We start from the raw sequence: 20,217 nt of genomic DNA on the forward strand, positions 1-20,217 counted from the left end.
TAGAGAACCCCAGAGTTGAAGCAAGGAAAATATGATCGGAAGCTGAAATAGTTAAATCCCTGCGTACTAACTAGATGGCGCACTGGAGTAGAGCCTAGTAGCGATAATCGCTCTGTATAGCCTCGAGTAAACTCGCTGTTTCTAGTAACAGCTAAGAAAAATGGCCTGACTGTCCCACTCATGGCCCAGATGACAGAGAAATTCTAAGAAAACTGTGAGAGAGTGAGCGGACGCTCTCACAGGGTGTGCAAGTGCCGCGCACTTCCAAATATGGAAGTGCGACGGCAACCTAAACTTTCGGAGCTCCAGAAAATGCCTGATAACCATAGGTGGCTCTCATTTATCGTAATTCTATTTTATTCCATACCAGCCGATCAGAGACTTTCTTAATAGGGTATTAAGTTAGCAACTATAAATTAGCACCTGAAAGTCAGTTTCTAGAATACAAGTGAAAACAATTGGAGTCTTTAATCGATAGAATTGACTGGCAAAGAACTCTAAAAGGAATAAAATGAACTTCGGAAGAACGCCTGAAGAAATTGAGAATGAGCGAAAAAGGCTTCTTATACACGCATTTTCTGGTTTGGGGAGTATATTTCTGTTTGTCTTTGGATCGCTCTCTATCCTGGATGGTCGGCCATTCCTAGGGAGCGTGCTCTTCGGTTGTTTCGGTGCTGTAATTGTCTTGTCTATAGTTGCTAGAAAAATAAATAATGTGCAACCTGTAAGCCTTTTCTTGGCTCTATTATTATTCCTTTTATCTTCATTTTTACTGCTACGTGGCGGAGCCTCGGGCACCGGAGTTTACTGGTCCTATTCGGTGTCGATGCTTATGGTTCTGGTTGTCGGTCCTAAGACCGGTGGAATATACATGGGTCTATATATAATAATAAACTCTATTTTTATTTTTGGAAATTTTTCGTTTACCTACCAGTACTCCGGTTTGGAATCTAGCAGAATAATAGCTACATCAATTACGCTCTATGTTTTGATTTTAGCTAGCGAATGGATTCGTATAGGCTCCTATAGTGCAATCTCAAGGACATCAGAAAGCCATCGAAACATGGCAAGCACTGATTCGTTAACAGGATTGCTGAATCGACATGGAGTAAAAGAAGCACTTGAAGCAAAGAAGATTTTACAGCCTGCGGTTTTGATTTTATTAGATATTGATAACTTTAAGAAAATTAATGATTCCTATGGACATGACTTTGGAGATTCAGTACTAGTTAAGTTGTCAGAGATCATAATGAGTCATACAAAAGGTGGCGATATCATTGCTCGATGGGGGGGGGAAGAGTACCTGCTGATTCTTTTTGACACAGAGCTAGATCCGTCAAAAGTCCTTGTAAGTAAAATCAAGAACGATTTTAAAAATTATCCGTTCGAATGGGAAGGGGCGTCGATTTCCGTGACTTTTAGTGGTGGAATATCTACCCTTAATAGCAACTCAAGCTTTACGCAATCAATTACGCTTGCAGACAAAAAACTCTACAGCGCAAAAGATTCGGGAAGAGACAGAATCGTAGCTTACTTGTAAGGAACTTATCTTACCAATCTGAAAAAACGAAAGCACTTTGGTGGCACTCATTTAGTATCTCTATTGTATATCTCATAAAAAAAGAGAGATAATTTTTGATTATACTGAACTTGTTACTTTCAGAACAAACCCGTATCTTTTTATATATTCACTTAGTGTTACTCAAACTGCTGATCTAGGAAATTTGTCTACGACTACATTACAATGCCACTCAGTCAGTTACGGGTCTTCCAAAGTTATGTCTTATATATCTGTTTACACCTATAGTTCGTCCGTATTATTCCTTTTATTAATTACTATATTCACTGCCGGCTGTGGTGGTTCTGAATCAGGTATCGAGTCCCCAAGATCCATACAGGAAGACTCCGTAGAGGTTGCCTCACCAAAGTATTCCAGCAACCTGTATTACAAGTTTAAAAATTATATAGAAACCGGAGATTTAGAACAGATAAGAAAGCATGGCGTAATTCGATTTGTTAACCTTTCGGGTGCCTCTGAGGACCAGCTGCCTCGTGACGATATCGTAAACCTTCGGCACCTCGAACTCGCAAATGGACTGGCCAGGCGATTGAAACTCAAACCCAAATGGGTTCGCGCAGACACACCAAGAGCGGCAATTGAACTACTTCTTACCGGCAAGGCCGATGTTTTGGCTTTCAACTTGACCGATACTAAAAATCGGCAAAGACTAGTGAGTTTTACTATTCCGATTACGCAGACCCGACAGCAACTGATTACCGGCAGCTTGGGTCCGGATATCAGCAATCTGGAGAATCTGAGGGATATCGAGTTCCTCGTACCGGCAGATTCGACAAGCGCGGACACTGCCAGGCGCCTGATTGAAAAACATCCGAGTGCAAACCTAACAGTGCGTGAGGTTCAGCGCCGCGGTATCGATCAGGATGAGGGAGCAGATCTTGTCAATGAGAAAGACAACCGGGTGGCAATTATAGACAGCAATGTAGCCGAGAGCCTGAGCAACTATCGAGACGACATTCGACTCGGAGCATACGTATCTCAAGAGGAGAACATTTCCTGGGCACTGCGTAAAGGCGCCGAACAATTGCGCCTGAGAATTAATAACTACCTGACTCGGAATCTGGTAAAACCGCAAAAGGTGCGGATCGCCGACTGGAAGGAAGTCAAGGAATCTGGGCTGATCCGGTTCCTGACCTATAACGGCCCATCCGCATATTTCCTCTGGAAAGGCGTGCTTATGGGATTTGACTATGACCTCGCCAAAGCCTTCGCGGACAAGCATAATCTGCAGCTCCAGATCATAGTGGTGCCGTACGAAGAAACGCTGATCGACTGGCTAAAGGCTGGACGCGGGGATTTTGCCGGTGCGGCTGAGAACATCACCCAGGAAATTAAGAACCAGGGCGTTGTCTTTACCAATTCTTATCGAGAGACACCGGAACAGGTTGTCAGTAACAAGGAAAAGCCAAAAATCAATAACGTCCAGGACCTCGCCGGACGCACCCTGACCTTGCGCGCTTTTTCCTCATTTATCAAGACAGCAGAGATAATAAAGCGCAGTGGTATCAATGTTGAAGTGGAGACAGCGCCACCCGGAGTTTCTGTTTCGGAGATCTTTAATTTGATAGCTGACGGGTCGTTGGACGCGACCATCGCAGATAATGACGATATAAGGATTGAGGCCTCAGTGCGGCCGGAGTTAGACGCCGGCGCCATTATCAGCGATCCGAGGCCAGAGGGCTGGATGGTGCTACCCCAGAACTGGGAACTGATTAAGAAGCTCAATGATTTCCTCAGCGAATATCGAGAAACCACGCAGTACAAGAAAAAAGTGGCCGCTTACTTCGAACCCAATGAGCGATTCAGCCGGCGGGTGCTGGCGCGTATAGTTCCTGGTCAACCGCTTTCTCCCTTTGATAGCCTTGTCAAGGTCTCCTCGCTGGATTACGGTTTCGACTGGCGCATGGTGACAGCCCAGATATGGCAAGAGAGTAATTTCAACCCCAAGGCTGTATCCCCGGTTGGCGCTCAGGGGTTGATGCAAGTGATGCCCGCCACCGCTGAAGAAATGGGGTATCCACCTCCACTGTTTGAACCAGAACGCAGCATAAAGGCCGGTGTCAAGTATCTCAATTGGGTGCGAAACAGGTTCGATTCTACGCTGTCAAGCGAAAACCGGCTCTGGTTTACACTCGCAGCATATAACGCCGGCTATGGACACCTGCTAGACGCCCGGAGACTGGCCAAGAAACTTAACTTGGACCCCGATGTCTGGTTTGGCAATGTCGAAGTGGCCATGCTGAAGCTCGCGGAACCTCAATATTACAATAAGGCCCGCTACGGTTATGTCCGCGGCGCAGAGCCCGTACAGTATGTGCGAAATATCAGCAATCTCTATAAGGCCTATGTCGATGTCGCCAGCGGGGAGGTAACGGTTCGCCCGCCTATGCGGAAAAAACAGAATATAATGGCTGAACACCAGAATACTGTTGAAACTCGCGTAAATTCTTCTGCACCAGCACGGTAATTATTTTTTTTGAGCCGAATGTCATGAGAACTTTCCTAAAGATCCATCCTTGCTATTACGATAACGCCTGGTTAGCCTTCAATTCATTGTTGCTGACTTCCATGCGTCCCTGCTCAGAACGGCGCTTGTCTAGAAAATTAAATATTAATAGTAGTGTACAAGATGTTCTGTATACGCGAATGTTTAGTATAGTTTTTTCGGGAAATTTCACTCGACAGTTTCAATTTTCTACAACTCGATTTTGTTTTCTGATTTACACTAGTGTAGGCGAGAATCTATGAGGGTGTCGATTCTACGCCAAAAGGCCTAATGAGAATTGTTGTTCCGGCATAACGCATATCAAAGTCTAGAAAGCCTTTGTGTACTTTCCGGCAATTATGGACTTTTTTTAATGTAAAGTTACTGGTTGGTCACTATACTGCTACGATGAGTATTCAGTTAATCAATCATACCTTCAATGCGAAAGATCTCATACCATCAGGTCAATATTGTTTGTTGCCCAAGTGATAACAAGCGATCTAAGCAAGAATAAAATCATAATCTTTCCTGAGAATGGAATTGCAGCATGAATCCGTTGCCGTCATTGTCCCCTACGTAAACATCGAGGATTCCGATTTCGGATAATGTGTACCTAATTAAGTTTGGAAAATCGTGCTCATCGTTGCCAAAAACCGCGCCATTTTTAGAACAATCGATTAGCTTGAAGGGAACAGGGAACTTATTCTCAGAAATCTTAGCTAGATAGAAAATCTCACCAGACATTTCTATAATACGCAGAGACTCTCCAGACTTACTGTCATCTTTTTTTGAGTAAAATTCCCCCTTCCCTTCTAAGGCCAGAATACCATCCTTATATAACGACTTGACTACACCCCACTCCTCAGAAACTTTCTTCTCGGAATCCTCGTGAAGCCAATTACCATTTAGCCACCTTAACGATTCCATTGTTTTGCACTCGGAAGCCACCGATATAGGTGCAGACAGGAAAAGCAGTACACCAAAAAGGCCAAAAACATATTTCATACTTAGTTCCTTACAATTTGACGTTCCCTATTGAAAATAGGCGATGGGAGTCAAGGAAATTATCATTAACTAGCACTTTTTATGTGAAAAACCGCAGATTGCATCAAGCTTTCGATTCCTAGCCCCCTTCCAGAAGCTCTCAGGAGTTTTCCCCTCAAAAAGGTCAAAACAATATTCGAGTCGTGTGTCAGCTGGTAGCGGTACTTACTACTTCCTCCCTATCCAAGGGTTGTATGTGTTAGTTCCAATAACGTGCCGCCATCTTGAGAAGCTAGCTGAATGCGCGCCTCTGGCTCCTTCTTTTTCGGCCAAAGGAAAGGCCAGTAGGCTCATCGTCTGATACAGGGAGAGTGTCATAACCAACGTATTCCTATTGATCTGTGTACTCTCTATCAGGTGGCTCAGATAGCTTGTAATCTTCAGAGACTGATTCAGCGTACTAACTGCGCACCGTAGTCTTTAACCAGATAGACAACCATTGCCTGCGCTCACAATTCTTTCCCAGATCTCTCATTTCAGCCTCGGTAAAAATTGCTTGAAACGGAGACTTCCAGTACCAGGAAAAACCGCAGTAGCCCTCAATGTATCCTCTACTAGTAGATCTGTTCCACTATTCTACTCTGTGCCATACACTTTTATCTTGCCAAGCATGCCAAAACAGAGTCAGAAAACTGTCGAAAAGAGATATTTGTTGTAGATTCCCACTCTGGCCAGTATCGTAGATTTTGCTCCGTGCTTTTACCCTAAATCAAGCATAGGCAATCGAATAGTGGTGCTTGGCATATTGTCGCTTCGTCATACAGCCGTGATGTCCACTAGTTGCACGTCAGACTTTTCACAGGGCGGCCAAACAACATACTTACCTTCGGGTGATACAGTATTGGTGGCCAGTTCTTGGAATCGGAACGAGCAATTTACACGCGCAGAGTAAATTTCGTTATCAAGGGCCGATGAACTATGGTGTGCATCAGATATTGATTGCCGTCGACACGCTATCCGGCGACATCATAACTGAGCATCCGACGAATCAGATTTTGTTGGTGTTTTGAAATGCGTCGGCAATATCCAGCTGCAGTTCGGGATCGAATGCTAAAGCCGATACGCTCGGGGTCGCCTGTACACCAATAGAATACCGGATGCTGCCGCCTATCTGTTGAATACTGACGTGCCGCCATTCTTCGAGAGACACCAGGCGGAAATCAGTACGATTCTGACCTACAATGGCCGAGATTTCTCTGGCAGCCCGGATACCAAACCCTGTGAACTATTTTGATCACAGGAAAAACAAAGTGCGGCGCCCTCAGAGCAACGGATTTTACTGCGCCTTCACCTGACTCTTCTCGATGAACATTTCCGAGTCATGGGAAGGAAAAATTGGTACGAGCCCATGACTGATAAGTAAGGCGACCTGGATCAGTATCTTGTGAAGGAAAAATGGGAAACGGCCCCATCAGGGCCGCAACATGAATGGTAAAATATCGTACGCGGTACCTGAACCTGGATTTCCTAAGGAGAAAGGAAAATCGCAACGAATATAACCTAAGTTACCCATAAACCCTACGAGGCACTTTCAGTTGAGTGCTCTAACGGTACATTCCCCTTTGCACTCCAGGATAAGCCCTCTTTTTGTGGCGGACATTTATTAACCCGAAACTAGTTGGCAGTGATAGCATTAATCAAGGACATTCGGAAAAATTTACTACGAGACTACGACCATAATTAAGTCGGTTCTAAGATAACTAAAACGATCCAAGCTAACATGCTTAAAATAATTTTTTCTTGACATTATGCCGCCAGCCAATTCTCGAAATAGCAGCCAATGTATTTGTCCTTTCAGTGGCAAATTGTCACCCCCCTTGAGACCTTTTCCATTAACATTGAAAACTGTGATTCCTTCGACCTCTTCTGGGCCTGGATCAAACCCATTCGGATGGATAAATCGAATTTTCTCTGCGGTATTATCAGATTTAATTCTGTAAACATGGATACCAGCATTCCTACCATGTTCACCCTTATCATCGACAGATAAGTAGAGCAGCCCATCGGGAGAAAAAGCACCTCCTTGAACTCCCGTATTTAATTCTAGATCTAAATCTATTGTGTATAGTGGCACTAAATTTTCGCCATTGGAAAAGTTTCTATCATAAACGAACAACTTATTTACATTGTCAAAATCTGATGAAAACATCAATCCGCCAACAGGATTGATTGCGACCCAAGGAGCATCTACCTGAGAGGCGAGAATTCCCATTCGGGGATTATTATACTTACCCCCATCGTATGCGAATATACGGTTACTTCCGGTCTCTCCAGGACATTTCTCTACCGCAACAAACAATGTCCCTGCAAAATGCTCTCCATCACCTAAATGATCACAACCGTTTCTTTCTGGGCTTATGCTATATTTTTCACTCTCATAGTTTGAAATGTCATCAGAAAAAGGAACTTTGTAGATGTCATACTCATCAATAAAGTACCAACTTTCCTTATCAAATGCCACCCCCTGCAATACTCTAGATGCATCTTTAGCATGTGGATAATTATGACTGTACTCAAAAGACTTCCATATAGAGTTCGAACTCAACAACCTGTAAGAACTTGCTTTATTGTCCAATTCTTTAATAGCATCAACTTTCTGAAACACCTGATCTACATCACCAATAAAAACTCCGCATCTACCGCGTAGATTTGTCGCAGAACAGAGCAGTAACTCATACCCGGGCTCAACATACACAGAGCTAATACTATCTTGAGCACTTTCTCCATTGTCATATTCATTATCCGACAAATCTAGATCACTGTTGAATACAAACATTCTACCACCACCCCCATGATTCCCCTGAGCGAGAATTGCATTTTCACTGGCACTGGATCTGGCACTGGATATATTTATCAATAACACTAACATTAGTAGAAAAATATAACGCATCAAAAAACCTCACATTAACTCTAAAAAATCTTAGTCTGATATAATTTGATTAGTTTATCTAGTTGAAGCATGCATAACAAAACCAAACTCCGACACTCCCCTCCCTAGGCTATCCTAAGAGTATATTCCTAGATTCTTCTTTTGGCTTGGTATCGAAGCTATGCTTTCGCGGCTTATTATTTGATTTTCATTAGAATTGGTTGCTCTATTCGATCCTCGTTCAACGAACTATAGAAGTAAGGCATTGAAAAATACAAACCTCTTGGGGTTAGTCGTAGTGAAAAGATAGATATTGACAAACTTGTTACAGCTCAGCATTAATATATCTAGCTGCACAGTGTCAACTGAAATCATACTTCCAAAGAGTATTTATGTTCCAAGAGTACAACGAAACGAAAGCTCGTACTGACAGATAGAACTCAGAACTTGGCGTATAGCAATACCTACGAGACGGACAATCAGATAGAACTTTCGCCATCTATCTGATTGTTAATTATCACAGTAAAGATGCGTCATAATGACTGGAAGATTTTTTGTATTCAAAGCCGACTAATAGAAAACCTTGGCATCATCTGATAGTTCTCAATATAGGTAAAAGCTGGCATTTCACATTCCATAGTGGTCTGCCCACCTCTGTTAATATACTCCGAGTAGATTATTAGAGTTGCGTTTGCAAAGCCATCACCATTTGTGGTTACCCAGGGTGTATTTAGCTCCTGCTCTCCCTTCCAATCAAAATTCTTCAACCTACACCTGACGCGACTCGAGGAATTCGAATTATTAACCCTAACCCATACTTGGAGCTCTGAGAATGCGTCCTCGCGCCTCAGATCATTATTAATCTCAATTGGGCAAGTAATATGTGAATATGTTAAAGCCTTAATTCTGCTATTTTCATAAGTGACGCTTTCATCGTGCGTATATGGCCATTGAGGCTGGCATAAGACAGAGGACTCCACCTCACCACCTAAGTTATCATTTGCTAGCACTTCACAGGAAAAAAGTAACGCAATAACCAGAAACACGTGCTTAATCATTATAAATACCCCTTTAAATGAATCTAAATATCTACCATGCGACGATTCCACTAGAGACTTGGCAACCTAACAGAACCATCGGCAGCAATTTTTGCGTACAGTACCAAGAAACTGAGGCTGTAAGCGCGTCTAGTTCGCCAATATCGGTTCATCCCGCCCCTGCTTAACATTACCTTTCAGGAAAAATCCGCTCCAACAATAAAAAAGCCCCGCTGTCTCCAACGGGGCTTTTCATTTCCGGTCCAGAGAAAAATCAGGCGCTGACAGCGGCCTCGATTTTCTTCAGTTCCTCATCGCGCAACTCGCGGCGCAGTATCTTGCCGACATTGGTCTTCGGCAGGTCCTCGCGGAACTCTATCTGCTTGGGTACCTTGTAGGCGGTCATATGCTCCCGACAGAAAGCGGTGACCTCCGCTTCGGTCAGGGAGGCATCGGCCTTGACCACGAAAAGCTTGACCACTTCACCGCTCCTCTCATCGGGAATACCGATGGCGGCAGCCTCGGCCACCTTGTCGTGAGTACTGACAACATCCTCGATTTCATTGGGGTAGACGTTGAAACCGGAGACGATGATCATGTCCTTCTTGCGGTCGACAATCTTGATATAGCCGTCGTCCTGAATCACCGCCATATCCCCGGTGCGCAGCCAGCCCTCACTATCCAGGGCCTCGGCGGTGGCTTCCGGGCGCTGCCAGTAACCCTTCATGACCTGCGGACCACGCACACAGAGTTCGCCCGGGGAGTTGTTCGGCAGGTCGTTACCATTCTCGTCGATGACCTTTACTTCGGTCGCAGGCACCGGGATACCGACGGTACCCAATTGTACGGCGTCAGCCGGGTTGAAGGACACCACCGGCGAGGTCTCCGTCATACCGTAACCCTCGGTTACCGTACAGCCGGTCATTTCCTCCCAGCGCTTGGCGGTATCGCGGGTCAGCGCCATACCGCCGGATGCGGTGGTATGCAGCTTGCTGAAGTCCAGCTCGGCGAACTCCGGATTGCGCATCAGGCCATTGAACAGGGTATTCAGGCCGGCAAAGCCGGTGAAGCGCAGACCTTTTAAGGTTTTCACAAATGCCGGAATATCGCGCGGGTTCGGGATCAACAGCGAATGGCTGCCGGTGGCAAACAGGCACATGCAGTGAATGGTAAAGGCGTAGATGTGATAAAGCGGCAGCGGCGCCACGTACAACTCCTCACCCTCCTTCATGGAATCGCCCAGCGCTTCGCGCACCTGTTCCATATTGGCCACCAGGTTGCGGTTGGTGAGCATGGCACCCTTGGCCACGCCGGTGGTGCCGCCAGTGTACTGCAGTACGGCGATATCGTCCGCGGAACGCTGCACATCCTGGTGCGGCTGCTTGGCGCCCAGTGCCATGGCATCGCGGAAATTGACCTGGTTGGCGAAGGAGAAGTCCGGCACCATCTTCTTGATGTGCTTGGCCACGCTGTTGATCAGGATGCGCTTGACCGGGCTGTGCAGGTCGGCGATCTCACTCACGATCACCTTCTCCACGCCTGTCTCCGGCACTACCGCGGAGGCGGTGTCGGCTATATTGGCCAGCACTACCAGTGCTTTGGCGCCGGAATCGTTTAACTGGTGTTTGAGTTCACGCTGGGTGTAGAGCGGATTGGTGTTGACCACGACCAGGCCCGCGCGCAGGGCACCGAATACGACCACCGGGTACTGCAGCACATTGGGCAGCTGCACAGCGATGCGGTCGCCGGGCTTCAGGGCGGTGTGGTTCTGGAGGTAGGACGCAAACTTGGCGCTCAGATTGTCGATGTCGCCGATGGAAAGCGTCTGCCCGAGGCAGGTAAAGGCCGGCCTGTCACCGAACTTGGCGCAGGCGTTGCTAAATACGTCGAGTATGCTGCGGTCGATGTCCAACTGTCTTCTCCCAGTCCTAATTGTTGTTGTCGTTTGCCCACTTCATCCGTTCTTATAGACGAAATCTGCCACAAGGGTGTAGCTACGGGTATTTATTTATTGTTTGTAGTGATTTTCGGGCCGAACAGAAGGGTATCCGCTTCTCTCCGCCCGGTTCAGCGCTTCGCCGGAAAAAGGTCCGCCAATGAGGCCGCCATTTCCCGATCGCCGAAGTATCGAATTTCCCCCAGTAGAAAGGCGTGGCGCGCACTTAAACGGCCGTCCAATATAGCACTCAATGTGCTATTTGCCATTTCCAATATCAGTGCCGGATCTTCCACCAGCCCAATCTGTGACACAACCTTATCAGATACAGCCTCGCCGCATTCGGACTGCCGCGAAAAATCCAGGTAAAAGTCGCTGGCATCCGGTAGCCGGAACTGTACCCGAGCAAGTGGGTGCGGACAAGCTAGGCGGCGCAGGCGCTCGAGAATATGATCCGGTAATGGCATCGGGGCGGCCGGTTTCAGAGTATTTTTATCCACGAAGTCTTCCCCCTTTCACGAGAAGCCCATCACCGCGATCAATGATCGACATTTCTTCAATCAATCCCGCTTGCAGGCACCCCGGCCGCACCACGCACTCAGGGTATTTTCGGTCTTGGAAGGGCAATAAAAAACCGCCGGCTTAGCGGCGGTTTTTTGTCGGGGCTGGAATCAGAACGCAAAGTGTTCCGCGTCCAGCTCCATCAAGTTGCCGGCGCCGCTCAGGATGGCCTCGGCATGGCTGCCGGTGCGTGGCAGTATGCGGTCGAAGTAGAAGCGCGCGGTGGCCAGCTTGGCGCGGTAGAAGTCCGTCTCACCTGAGCCTTCGGCCAGTTTCTCATTCGCAATCTTGGCCGCGCGGGCCCAGAGGTAAGCCTGCACCGCGTAGCCGGAGAACATCAGGTAGTCGACGGAGGCCGCACCGACTTCATCCGGGTTTTCTATCGCCTTGCCGCCCACGTGCAGGGTCAGGTCACCCCACTGCTTGTTCAGCTCCTGCAGCTTGGCGACGAACGGGGCCAGTGCCTCGTTGTCGATTTCTGCCTGGCAGAACTTGTGCACGATTTTGGTGAACTTGCGCAGCAGCTCGCCCTGGGTCATCAGTACCTTGCGGCCCAGCAGGTCCAGCGCCTGCACACCGGTGGTGCCCTCGTAGATGGTGGAGATACGCGCGTCGCGCACATTCTGCTCCATGCCCCACTCGGCGATATAGCCGTGGCCGCCGAAGCACTGCATGCCCAGGTTGGCGGACTCGCATCCGGTCTCGGTCAGGAAGGCCTTGGCGATCGGGGTCAGGAAGGCCAGCAGGTCGTCGGCATCTTTCCTGTCCTCGTCGCTGCCTTTCTGCAGGCGATCCACCTGCTGCGAACACAGCAGTATCAGCATGCGGCCGCCCTCGGCGAAGGCCTTCTGGGTCAACAGCATGCGGCGCACATCCGGGTGCACGATAATCGGGTCGGCGGGACCCTCCGGGTTTTTCGGGCCGGACAGGGAGCGCATCTGCAGACGGTCCTTGGCGTAGGCCAGGGATTTCTGGAAGCCCGCCTCGGCGTGGGCCAGGCCCTGCAGGGCGGTGCCCAGGCGCGCGGTGTTCATAAAGGTGAACATGCAGTTCAGACCCTTGTTCGGCGGGCCTATCAGGTAGCCCTTGGCGCCGTCGAAGTTCAGCACTGCGGTGGCGTTGCCGTGGATACCCATCTTGTGTTCCAGGGAACCACAGACGACGCCGTTGCGTTCACCGACGCTGCCGTCCCCGTTGGACAGGAACTTGGGTACGATAAACAGGGAGATGCCCTTGGTGCCGGCAGGGGCGTCGGGCAGGCGCGCGAGCACGATGTGGACGATATTCTCGGCCATGTCGTGCTCACCGGCGGAGATAAAGATCTTGGTACCGGTGATCGAGTAAGAGCCGTCGGCATTCGGTTCGGCCTTGGTGCGCAGCATGCCCAGGTCGGTGCCGCAGTGCGGCTCGGTCAGGCACATGGTGCCGGTCCAGCTGCCTTCAACCAGCTTGGTCAGGTAGGTGTCCTTCTGCTCCTCGGTACCGTGGGCCTCAAGGGTGTTCATGGCGCCGTGGGACAGGCCCGGGTACATACCCCAGGACCAGTTGCTGGTACCCACCATCTCACTCATCAGGGTGCCCAGAGACGGCGGCAGGCCCTGGCCACCGTGGGCCGGGTCGTGCGCCAGTGACGGCCAGCCAGCCTCGACGAACTGCTGGTAGGCTTCCTTGAAGCCGTCCGGGGTGGTGACCTCGCCGTCTTTCCAGGTGCAGCCCTGCTGGTCACCGACCTGGTTCAGCGGCGCCAGCACGTTTTCACAGAACTTGGCGCCCTCTTCCAGGATGGCGTCTACCAGATCCGGCGTGGCTTCCTCGTAGCCCAGGGACGCATAGTGTTGGTCCCAGTCCAGCATTTCGCGCATGGCAAAACGCATATCGCGCAATGGAATCTTGATATCGGTCATCCTGCTACCCTCAAATCACTGTTGTTTGCCGACCGACCGGCAAAAACCGGTCGGTCAGGTTTATGACTGGTTTCTATGATTGGTTCATCATAGTAGCAAGCCGGCGAGCCTCACTATGGCGAAATCCGTCCAAAACGGTGACAAATCGGGGCGGAGGGGTGGGTATTTTTCTCGCAACAGTCGGTATTACAACTGATCTCGATGCGAAGGCCCTGATGTCGGGGGCTTTTTGCGGGACTGTTGGCGAGAGGGGCCGAAGGCGCCGTGAATACCTGGAGCGGCCGGGCCACCTCGCCGACAAGCCTACAGGGATGCATTCACCGGGGGGGCGCCTAGCCCGTATCCCGCAAAAAGCCACCGGCAGCAGGGCCGCCATCGAACTCGCTACGGGTGCCACTCCGGGCATGGGCGAGCACAAGGTTCACCCCTAAATCCCACCTTTGCGGCTGCGGTACTCGCCGGGGGTAATGCCAGTCCACTTCTTGAAGGCGCGAAAGAATGCGCTGGACTCGTCGAATCCGAGCATCTCCGCTATCTGCCCGTTGGACAGGTCCGGGCAGCTGAGATAGTGGAAGGCGGCCTCCATGCGACACTCGTCCTTCAGCTTCTGGTAAGAGGTACCTTCCTGCTGCAGGCGCCGGCGCAGGGTCGTGACCGACATATTCAGGCGCTCGGCCACCGCTTCCGCCGCCGGCATGGACTCGCTGACGTCGCGATTCAGAATCGTCTTGACCTTGGTCTTGATGCTGTTGGCACTGCCGTCACTGATCACCAGGTGATAGGGGGCGGTGCGGATAAAGTCCTCCACCGTCTGCGGGCTCTGCACCACCGGGTAGTCCAGGTAGCGACTATCGTACTCGAGCGCGTCGACGGGCTGGTCAAACAGAAGTTCGCCGGCCTCGCTCTGGGCCAGGGTGCGAAACTCTTCCGGGCAGGGAAAGGAGAAATGCAGCCGCGCCAGCGGAATCTCACGACCCACCAGCCAGCAGTAGAAGCGGTGCCAAACCGCCAGGGTGGTGCGGATAACACCGGGACTGGTATCGGCGATCAACTGCTCGAACTCCCCCTCTTTCAGGGAACTGATACCGCGAATCGCCACCCGCTCGCGGCCGCCGGCCGCTTCCTCGAATACCGGTTTTACCTTGAAACCTCGGCAGATTTCCATGAATTCGGCACTGAGGGTGATCGCCTGGCGCACCGTCGCGCAGTTGACCACTGTCAGGCACAGCAGGCGGAAGGAGCCGGACCGCACGCGTCCGCCACTCAGCATGCCGAACCACTCGTCCTGCACCTGCCACATGACCCGCTGGTACAGGCGGCCGTATTTCAGTGCAGAGAAAGCGGCCACCCCTTCCAGTTCGCGCTCGTTTATGCCAACCGAGGCCAGCAGATCGCCGCGATCGCAGCCGTGGCGCGCGGCCTCCTCGAGCAGTCGCTCCAGGTAGGCGATGGGGATACGGATATCCTCTTCCGGCACTGACATCTATTTTTTACGCCTGCGCAACCAACTCAACAGCGCGCCGAAACCCAGCGCCGCAACGATAATGACCGCGAGAAAGATCAGCAGCAGCACCAGGTAAGATGCGACATCTTCCACCGGCAGATCCCAGCTCCAGATCGCCGCCGCGATAAAAGCGATGCAGGCGAGCACACTGGTAATGAAGGAGCGGCGACTCTTTTTAGCCATGGGGGTCTATCGGCATTGCTTGTGGAAAATGGACAAATGGTCGCGGCCGTTCGGCGGCATTACCATTGTAATGTCGGCGCAGTCCGCCGACGCGGCGTGGAATCGTGAGGGATAGGTCGAGTCCTGTCAACGCCGCAGGAGGTTTGTATGGGCAAAAGAATGCTGCGGCGCGAGGACCGCACTACAGTCTGGCACCTGTTCAGATGGTTGGAGTGCCTGGCCGCGATCATGGTCACGATACTGATGGGGCTGGCTCTGCTTGCCTGATCAATGGAAGGGGGATACGGTGCGCACAACGCGCCCTAGCCGACCAGCCCGCCCCTGGTCAGCCGGGCCGGATCCAGCAGCTTTTTCAGCTCAGCTTCGCTTAGGTCCGTCATCTCTATCGCGACCTCCATCACCGGCCTGCCGCTTTTGTAGGCGACCTTGGCAATCTCTGCCGCCCTGGCGTAACCGATGATCGGATTCAGCGCCGTTACCAGGATCGGGTTGCGCTCCAGCGTCTGCGCTATGCGCTCATGATTGACCGCGAAGTCGGCGATGGCCTTGTCCGCCAGCAGCTGCGCGGCATTGCCCAGCAGGCGAATACTGTCCAGCAGTACCTGCGCCACCAGCGGCAGCATCACATTCAGCTGAAAATTACCGCTCTGCCCGGCGACACCGATGGTGACGTCGTTACCCATCACCCGCGCCGCCACCATCGCCACGGATTCGGCAATCACCGGATTGACCTTGCCGGGCATGATGCTGCTGCCCGGTTGCAGCGCCTGCAATTCGATCTCAGCGAAGCCTGCCAGGGGGCCGCTGTTCATCCAGCGCAGGTCGTTGGCGATTTTCATCAGCGCTACCGCCAGCACACGCAACTGGCCGGAAAGCTCCACCGCCGTGTCCTGGCTGGCGATAGCGGCAAACAGGTTGCCGGCCGGACGAAATTGCTGGGCAGTGTTGGCACTCAACTTCTGCGCAAACAGCTCGGCAAAGTCCGGGGGCGCATTGAGTCCGGTGCCTATGGCGGTCCCACCCTGGGCCAGCTGCGACAGGCGCGGCAAGGTGCCGCGAATGCGCTCGCGACAGGACTCCACCTGCGCCGCCCAGGCGCCGATTTCCTGCGCCAGGGTCATGGGCACCGCGTCCATCAGGTGCGTGCGCCCGGTCTTGATCACATCCTCCACCGTCGCCGCCTTGTCGCACAGCTGCGTGTACAGGTGCCGCAGGGCCGGCAACAGATGATCCCGCACCGCGAGTAGCGCCGACACGTGAATCGCACTGGGAATCACGTCATTGCTGCTCTGGCTCATGTTGACGTGATCATTGGGGCTGATGTCGAGACCGCTGTCGCGCGCAGCCCTGTTCTTGTTGGCAATGTGGGCCAGCACCTCGTTCACGTTCATATTGGAACTGGTGCCGGAACCGGTCTGGTAGACATCCACCGGGAACTGTGTGGCCAGGTGCTGATCGTCGAGGGAATCGCAGGCGGCAACGATGGCTGCAGCCCGCGCCTCGTCCAGTAGCCCCAGCTCGCGATTGGCCTGGGCCGCGGACTTCTTGATCAGCACTATCGCGCGGATGAATTCCGCCGGCAGCGAGCTTCCGCTGACCGGGAAATTCTCCCGGGCGCGGTGGGTGTGTGCGCCGTACAGGGCTTCCTCCGGCACCTGTACCTCACCCAGGCTGTCCCTTTCGGTGCGATAACCTTTACCGGGTTGGCGCCCCATGGTTGCGGGCCTGTCTATTCGACCACTATGGTAATTTTCTCGGACATCACCGGCGGCTTGAAGGGAATATGCAGGTAGTTGCCCAGCACCAGCTGCAAGGTGTGCTTGCCCGGCGGCAGGGTAATCTCGGTTTCAGTCTGGCCGCCACCGTAGTGGATCAGGTTGTCCGAGGCCGGCAGCGGTTTGGTCATATCCGGCATTTCGTCCACGTCGATCAGCAGGTGATGGTGGCCGGTGTTCTTCCTGTCCACGCCCGCCGGCGCCACGCCCATGCCGGAAAGGCCAAACTTTACGGTAAAGGTCCTGGCGACTTTTTCGCCATCCTGCGGTGAAATGATGTACACCTTGGCATCCGCCGGTGCCTCGGAAACCAGCTTCGCCTGCGCGTCGTCGCCCGCGTGTAACAGGGGGGCAAACAAGAGCGCACTGGCGAGAATGGCAGACCGATAAGCTTTCATAACAACTCCTTTCGTTGACGTCCAAATTCTGGCGATAGCAGCGTAACACGCGGCTATCTTAGCCTGATGGTAGCTCAGCCAGTAATCGCGCTCAGATGCTGACGCGCCCTTCCTGAGTCCACTCGCAGCGCACCTGCATATCGCCGCTGCCGGGCTCGTGAAAAAGCCCCGCGGCCTCCCAGGTGAAAGAGTGAATGCCGGACAACTCCGTCTCCAGATGCACCGTCGCGGAAACCCAGTACATACTGCCCAGCAACTCCTCGAACTTCTGGATCCAGTGATTCCATTCGTACTCGACCGCGCGGTAGGAGGCGCCGAAGTGAATCACATCTGTCTGGTACTGGGACTGCTTCACCTTGATGGTGGGAATGGAAAACATATCGCGGCACAGGAAGGGCCACTCATCGGCGCTGGGCAGGGCGAGTACCGCCTCGCGATTGACGCGCCTGCGGTCGGCGCCGCCGGCAAGGCTGTTACTGTCTTTGATACAACCGTAGACAATGGATTCCTGATCGCCCTGAAGCACGTGTACCTATCCTTACAGCGGCGCTAGTGGATAAAAATTATCCGGCGCGAATAAATCTTGGTGCCTCACTTTAACGGCGAAAGGGAGAGAAAGCTATAACCGGAATCTCATTCGGAAAAACGGTAATTTTTTGCGCAAAGACTGAACAAAGCAACTGCATTTTAACCCCCGTGCAAGGGCCGGCCTGCAGAGCTGAAGCGCAAATCCGCGCGTTCAGCCCCGACAGCCCGATCAGACTTCGATACCGCGCCCGCGCAGCATTTCGAGGAATTCGTCCTCGTCCATGGTCGGAATATCCAGCTCCCGCGCCTTGCTCAGCTTCGAACCGGCACCGGGGCCGGCGACGACGCTGTCAGTTTTTGCGGACACGCTGCCGGCAACCTTGGCGCCGAGGCGCTGTAAATAGTCCTTGGCCTCGCCGCGCGACAGGGTTTCCAGTTTGCCGGTCAGCACCCAGGTCTGGCCTGAGAACGGCTGCTCCTCACCGCCCGTCTCTTCCGCCTCCCAATGCACGCCCGCCTGGCGCAGCGCCTCTATCTCTTCCTGGGCGTGAGCCTGCTGGAAAAACTCGGCGACGAAATGCGCTACCACCGGACCCACATCCTCCACTTCCTGCAGGGACTCTTCATCCGCCTGCATCAGCGGCTCCAGATCGCCGAAATGCCGCGCCAGGTTGCGCGCGGTGGCCTCACCCACCTCGCGAATGCCCAGCGCGTAGAGGAATTTGGGCAGCGTGGTGTCCTTGCTGTGCTCCAGCGCGTCGAGCAGGTTCTGCGCCGATTTCTCACCCATGCGCTCGAGACCGGCAACAGGCTCCAGAGCCAGATCGTAGAGGCCGGAAACCGAGTGCAGAAGCCCCTCATCCACTAGCTGTTCTACCAGCTTGTCGCCAAGGCCGTCGATATCCATCGCCTTGCGCGAAGCGAAATGCTTGATCGCCTGCTTGCGCTGGGCGCTGCAGACCAGGCCACCGCTGCAGCGCGCCACTGCCTCGCCGGGGGTCGACTCCACCGGGGAATCGCACACCGGGCAGTGATCCGGAAAGACGATGTCGCGGGCGCCTTTCGGGCGCTTGCTCGCCACCACCGACACCACCTGCGGTATCACATCGCCGGCGCGGCGAATCACTACCGTATCGCCGATCTTTACGCCGAGGCGCGCTATCTCGTCGCGGTTGTGCAGCGTTGCATTGGAAACGGTGACACCGCCGACGAACACCGGTTCCAGTCGCGCCACCGGCGTTACCGCGCCGGTGCGGCCCACCTGGAACTCCACGTCTTTCAGCAGCGTCATCTCCTCCTGGGCGGGGAACTTGTAGGCCATGGCCCAGCGCGGCGCACGGGCGACAAACCCCAGGCGCCGCTGCAGCGCAATATCATTGACTTTGAATACTATGCCGTCGATATCGTAAGCCAGCTCACCGCGTTTCCCGCCGAGCTTTTCGTGGTATTCGATACAGGCCTGGATATCCTTCACCGCGGCCATTTCGCTGTTGATGCGAAAACCCCAGCGATTCAATTGCCGCAGTATTTCCGTGTGTTTCTCCGGCAGTGTGCCGCCCTCGATCTGGCCGACTCCATAGGCACAGAGCTCCAGTGGGCGCCTGGCGGTGATGCGCGAATCCAGCTGGCGCAGGCTGCCGGCGGCGGCGTTGCGCGGATTGACAAAGGTCTTCTCCCCGGCCTCCGCCGCCTTCCGGTTCAGTTCGGCGAAGCCCGCCTTGGGCATATAGATTTCGCCGCGTACCTCGAGCACTTCGGGCACCCCATTTTCCAGCAGACGCAGCGGCACAGAGCCTATGGTGCGCACGTTCTGCGTGATGTCCTCGCCGGTGGTGCCGTCGCCGCGGGTTGCAGCGCGTTCCAGCAGGCCGTCGCGATATAGCAGGCTGATGGCGATACCGTCCAGCTTGGGCTCGCAGGCGTATTCCACCGGTTGCTGGCTGTTCAGGCGATCGCGCACGCGGCGATCGAATTCCACCAGCTCCTCATCGCTGAAAGCGTTGTCCAGGGACAGCATTGGTACCTGGTGGCGCACTTCAGCGAACGCCTTCAGCGGTGCCGCGCCGACGCGCTGGGTGGGCGAATCCGGGCTTACCAGCGCCGGGTACTCCTCTTCCAGGTCCTGCAGCTCACGCAGGCGGCGGTCGTACTCGGCGTCCGGCAGCTCCGGATTGTCGAGGACGTAGTACTGGTAGTTGGCGCGCTGTAGGATTTCGTGCAGCTCTTCGGCGCGGTGGCGTTTTTCGGTGGGCGGCTTTTTAGGGGTAGTCTTATCGGTCATTTTGTTGTTTGCAAAAATAGGGAATTCTTGCCGGTGGTAGGTATTTTATTTGTAGGAGCGGGGGGGGGGGGGGGGGCCCCCCCCCCCCCCCCCCAAGGACAAGAAGGCCGCGGACCGGCCCGCGCCCCGCCCC

At 53.0% G+C, this 20,217-nt stretch carries 12 protein-coding genes and 1 pseudogene; 2 read left to right on the forward strand and 11 right to left on the reverse strand.

Translation table 11 applies throughout. The features are described 5' to 3' along the window. Nucleotides 1-511 precede the first annotated feature (511 nt). The gene (locus tag IG627_RS12790) at nucleotides 512-1,540 is read left to right on the forward strand and encodes a GGDEF domain-containing protein (protein ID WP_193192761.1); all 1,029 of its coding nucleotides are present in this window, start codon (nucleotides 512-514) and stop codon (nucleotides 1,538-1,540) included. A 238-nt stretch (nucleotides 1,541-1,778) separates the two neighbouring features. Beyond that, a pseudogene (locus IG627_RS12795) lies at nucleotides 1,779-3,713 on the forward strand (transporter substrate-binding domain-containing protein); the annotation flags it as partial. 867 nt (nucleotides 3,714-4,580) lie between these two features. Here IG627_RS12795 and IG627_RS12800 read toward each other — a convergent pair. From IG627_RS12800 to ligA, 11 genes are all read right to left on the reverse strand, one after another. Continuing rightward, nucleotides 4,581-5,069: a DUF6265 family protein gene (locus IG627_RS12800; protein WP_193192763.1), complete on the reverse strand. Its 489-nt coding sequence runs from the start codon at nucleotides 5,067-5,069 to the stop codon at nucleotides 4,581-4,583. Between the two features lie 1,699 nt (nucleotides 5,070-6,768). After that, nucleotides 6,769-7,998: a hypothetical protein gene (locus tag IG627_RS12805; protein WP_193192764.1), complete on the reverse strand. Its 1,230-nt coding sequence runs from the start codon at nucleotides 7,996-7,998 to the stop codon at nucleotides 6,769-6,771. A 1,290-nt stretch (nucleotides 7,999-9,288) separates the two neighbouring features. Further along, the gene (locus IG627_RS12810) at nucleotides 9,289-10,926 is read right to left on the reverse strand and encodes an AMP-binding protein (RefSeq protein ID WP_193192765.1); all 1,638 of its coding nucleotides are present in this window, start codon (nucleotides 10,924-10,926) and stop codon (nucleotides 9,289-9,291) included. Between the two features lie 155 nt (nucleotides 10,927-11,081). Continuing rightward, the gene (locus IG627_RS12815) at nucleotides 11,082-11,450 is read right to left on the reverse strand and encodes an SCP2 sterol-binding domain-containing protein (RefSeq protein WP_193192766.1); all 369 of its coding nucleotides are present in this window, start codon (nucleotides 11,448-11,450) and stop codon (nucleotides 11,082-11,084) included. A gap of 171 nt (nucleotides 11,451-11,621) precedes the next feature. Next, the gene (locus tag IG627_RS12820; protein WP_193192767.1) at nucleotides 11,622-13,415 is read right to left on the reverse strand and encodes an acyl-CoA dehydrogenase C-terminal domain-containing protein; all 1,794 of its coding nucleotides are present in this window, start codon (nucleotides 13,413-13,415) and stop codon (nucleotides 11,622-11,624) included. Between the two features lie 427 nt (nucleotides 13,416-13,842). Next, entirely contained in the window at nucleotides 13,843-14,898 is a 1,056-nt protein-coding gene (locus tag IG627_RS12825; protein WP_193192768.1) for an AraC family transcriptional regulator, read from the reverse strand. Continuing rightward, the gene (locus IG627_RS12830; protein WP_193192769.1) at nucleotides 14,899-15,102 is read right to left on the reverse strand and encodes a hypothetical protein; all 204 of its coding nucleotides are present in this window, start codon (nucleotides 15,100-15,102) and stop codon (nucleotides 14,899-14,901) included. It lies immediately after the preceding gene. Nucleotides 15,103-15,404: 302 nt separating this feature from the next. Next, a complete protein-coding gene (locus IG627_RS12835) occupies nucleotides 15,405-16,817 on the reverse strand; it encodes a class II fumarate hydratase (RefSeq protein ID WP_193192770.1) in 1,413 nt (470 codons plus the stop codon). A gap of 14 nt (nucleotides 16,818-16,831) precedes the next feature. Beyond that, nucleotides 16,832-17,275: a DUF4399 domain-containing protein gene (locus IG627_RS12840; RefSeq protein ID WP_193192771.1), complete on the reverse strand. Its 444-nt coding sequence runs from the start codon at nucleotides 17,273-17,275 to the stop codon at nucleotides 16,832-16,834. A 91-nt stretch (nucleotides 17,276-17,366) separates the two neighbouring features. Next, entirely contained in the window at nucleotides 17,367-17,801 is a 435-nt protein-coding gene (locus IG627_RS12845) for a hypothetical protein (RefSeq protein ID WP_193192772.1), read from the reverse strand. Nucleotides 17,802-18,032: 231 nt separating this feature from the next. After that, complete coding sequence (ligA, locus tag IG627_RS12850) at nucleotides 18,033-20,084, reverse strand: NAD-dependent DNA ligase LigA (RefSeq protein WP_193192773.1); 2,052 nt, start codon at nucleotides 20,082-20,084, stop codon at nucleotides 18,033-18,035. Between the last annotated feature and the right edge of the window lie 133 nt (nucleotides 20,085-20,217).

The sequence above is a fragment of the Microbulbifer taiwanensis genome (assembly GCF_014904815.1).
Classification (GTDB): Bacteria; Pseudomonadota; Gammaproteobacteria; order Pseudomonadales; family Cellvibrionaceae; genus Microbulbifer; species Microbulbifer taiwanensis.

Coding starts and splice junctions, on each gene's coding strand:
- IG627_RS12820 (WP_193192767.1), bottom strand. CDS start 13,415: ATGACCGATATCAAGATTCCATTGCGCGATATGCGTTTTGCCATGCGC.
- IG627_RS12805 (WP_193192764.1), bottom strand. CDS start 7,998: ATGCGTTATATTTTTCTACTAATGTTAGTGTTATTGATAAATATATCC.
- IG627_RS12790 (WP_193192761.1), top strand. CDS start 512: ATGAACTTCGGAAGAACGCCTGAAGAAATTGAGAATGAGCGAAAAAGG.
- IG627_RS12835 (WP_193192770.1), bottom strand. CDS start 16,817: ATGGGGCGCCAACCCGGTAAAGGTTATCGCACCGAAAGGGACAGCCTG.
- IG627_RS12830 (WP_193192769.1), bottom strand. CDS start 15,102: ATGGCTAAAAAGAGTCGCCGCTCCTTCATTACCAGTGTGCTCGCCTGC.
- ligA (WP_193192773.1), bottom strand. CDS start 20,084: ATGACCGATAAGACTACCCCTAAAAAGCCGCCCACCGAAAAACGCCAC.
- IG627_RS12800 (WP_193192763.1), bottom strand. CDS start 5,069: ATGAAATATGTTTTTGGCCTTTTTGGTGTACTGCTTTTCCTGTCTGCA.
- IG627_RS12840 (WP_193192771.1), bottom strand. CDS start 17,275: ATGAAAGCTTATCGGTCTGCCATTCTCGCCAGTGCGCTCTTGTTTGCC.
- IG627_RS12825 (WP_193192768.1), bottom strand. CDS start 14,898: ATGTCAGTGCCGGAAGAGGATATCCGTATCCCCATCGCCTACCTGGAG.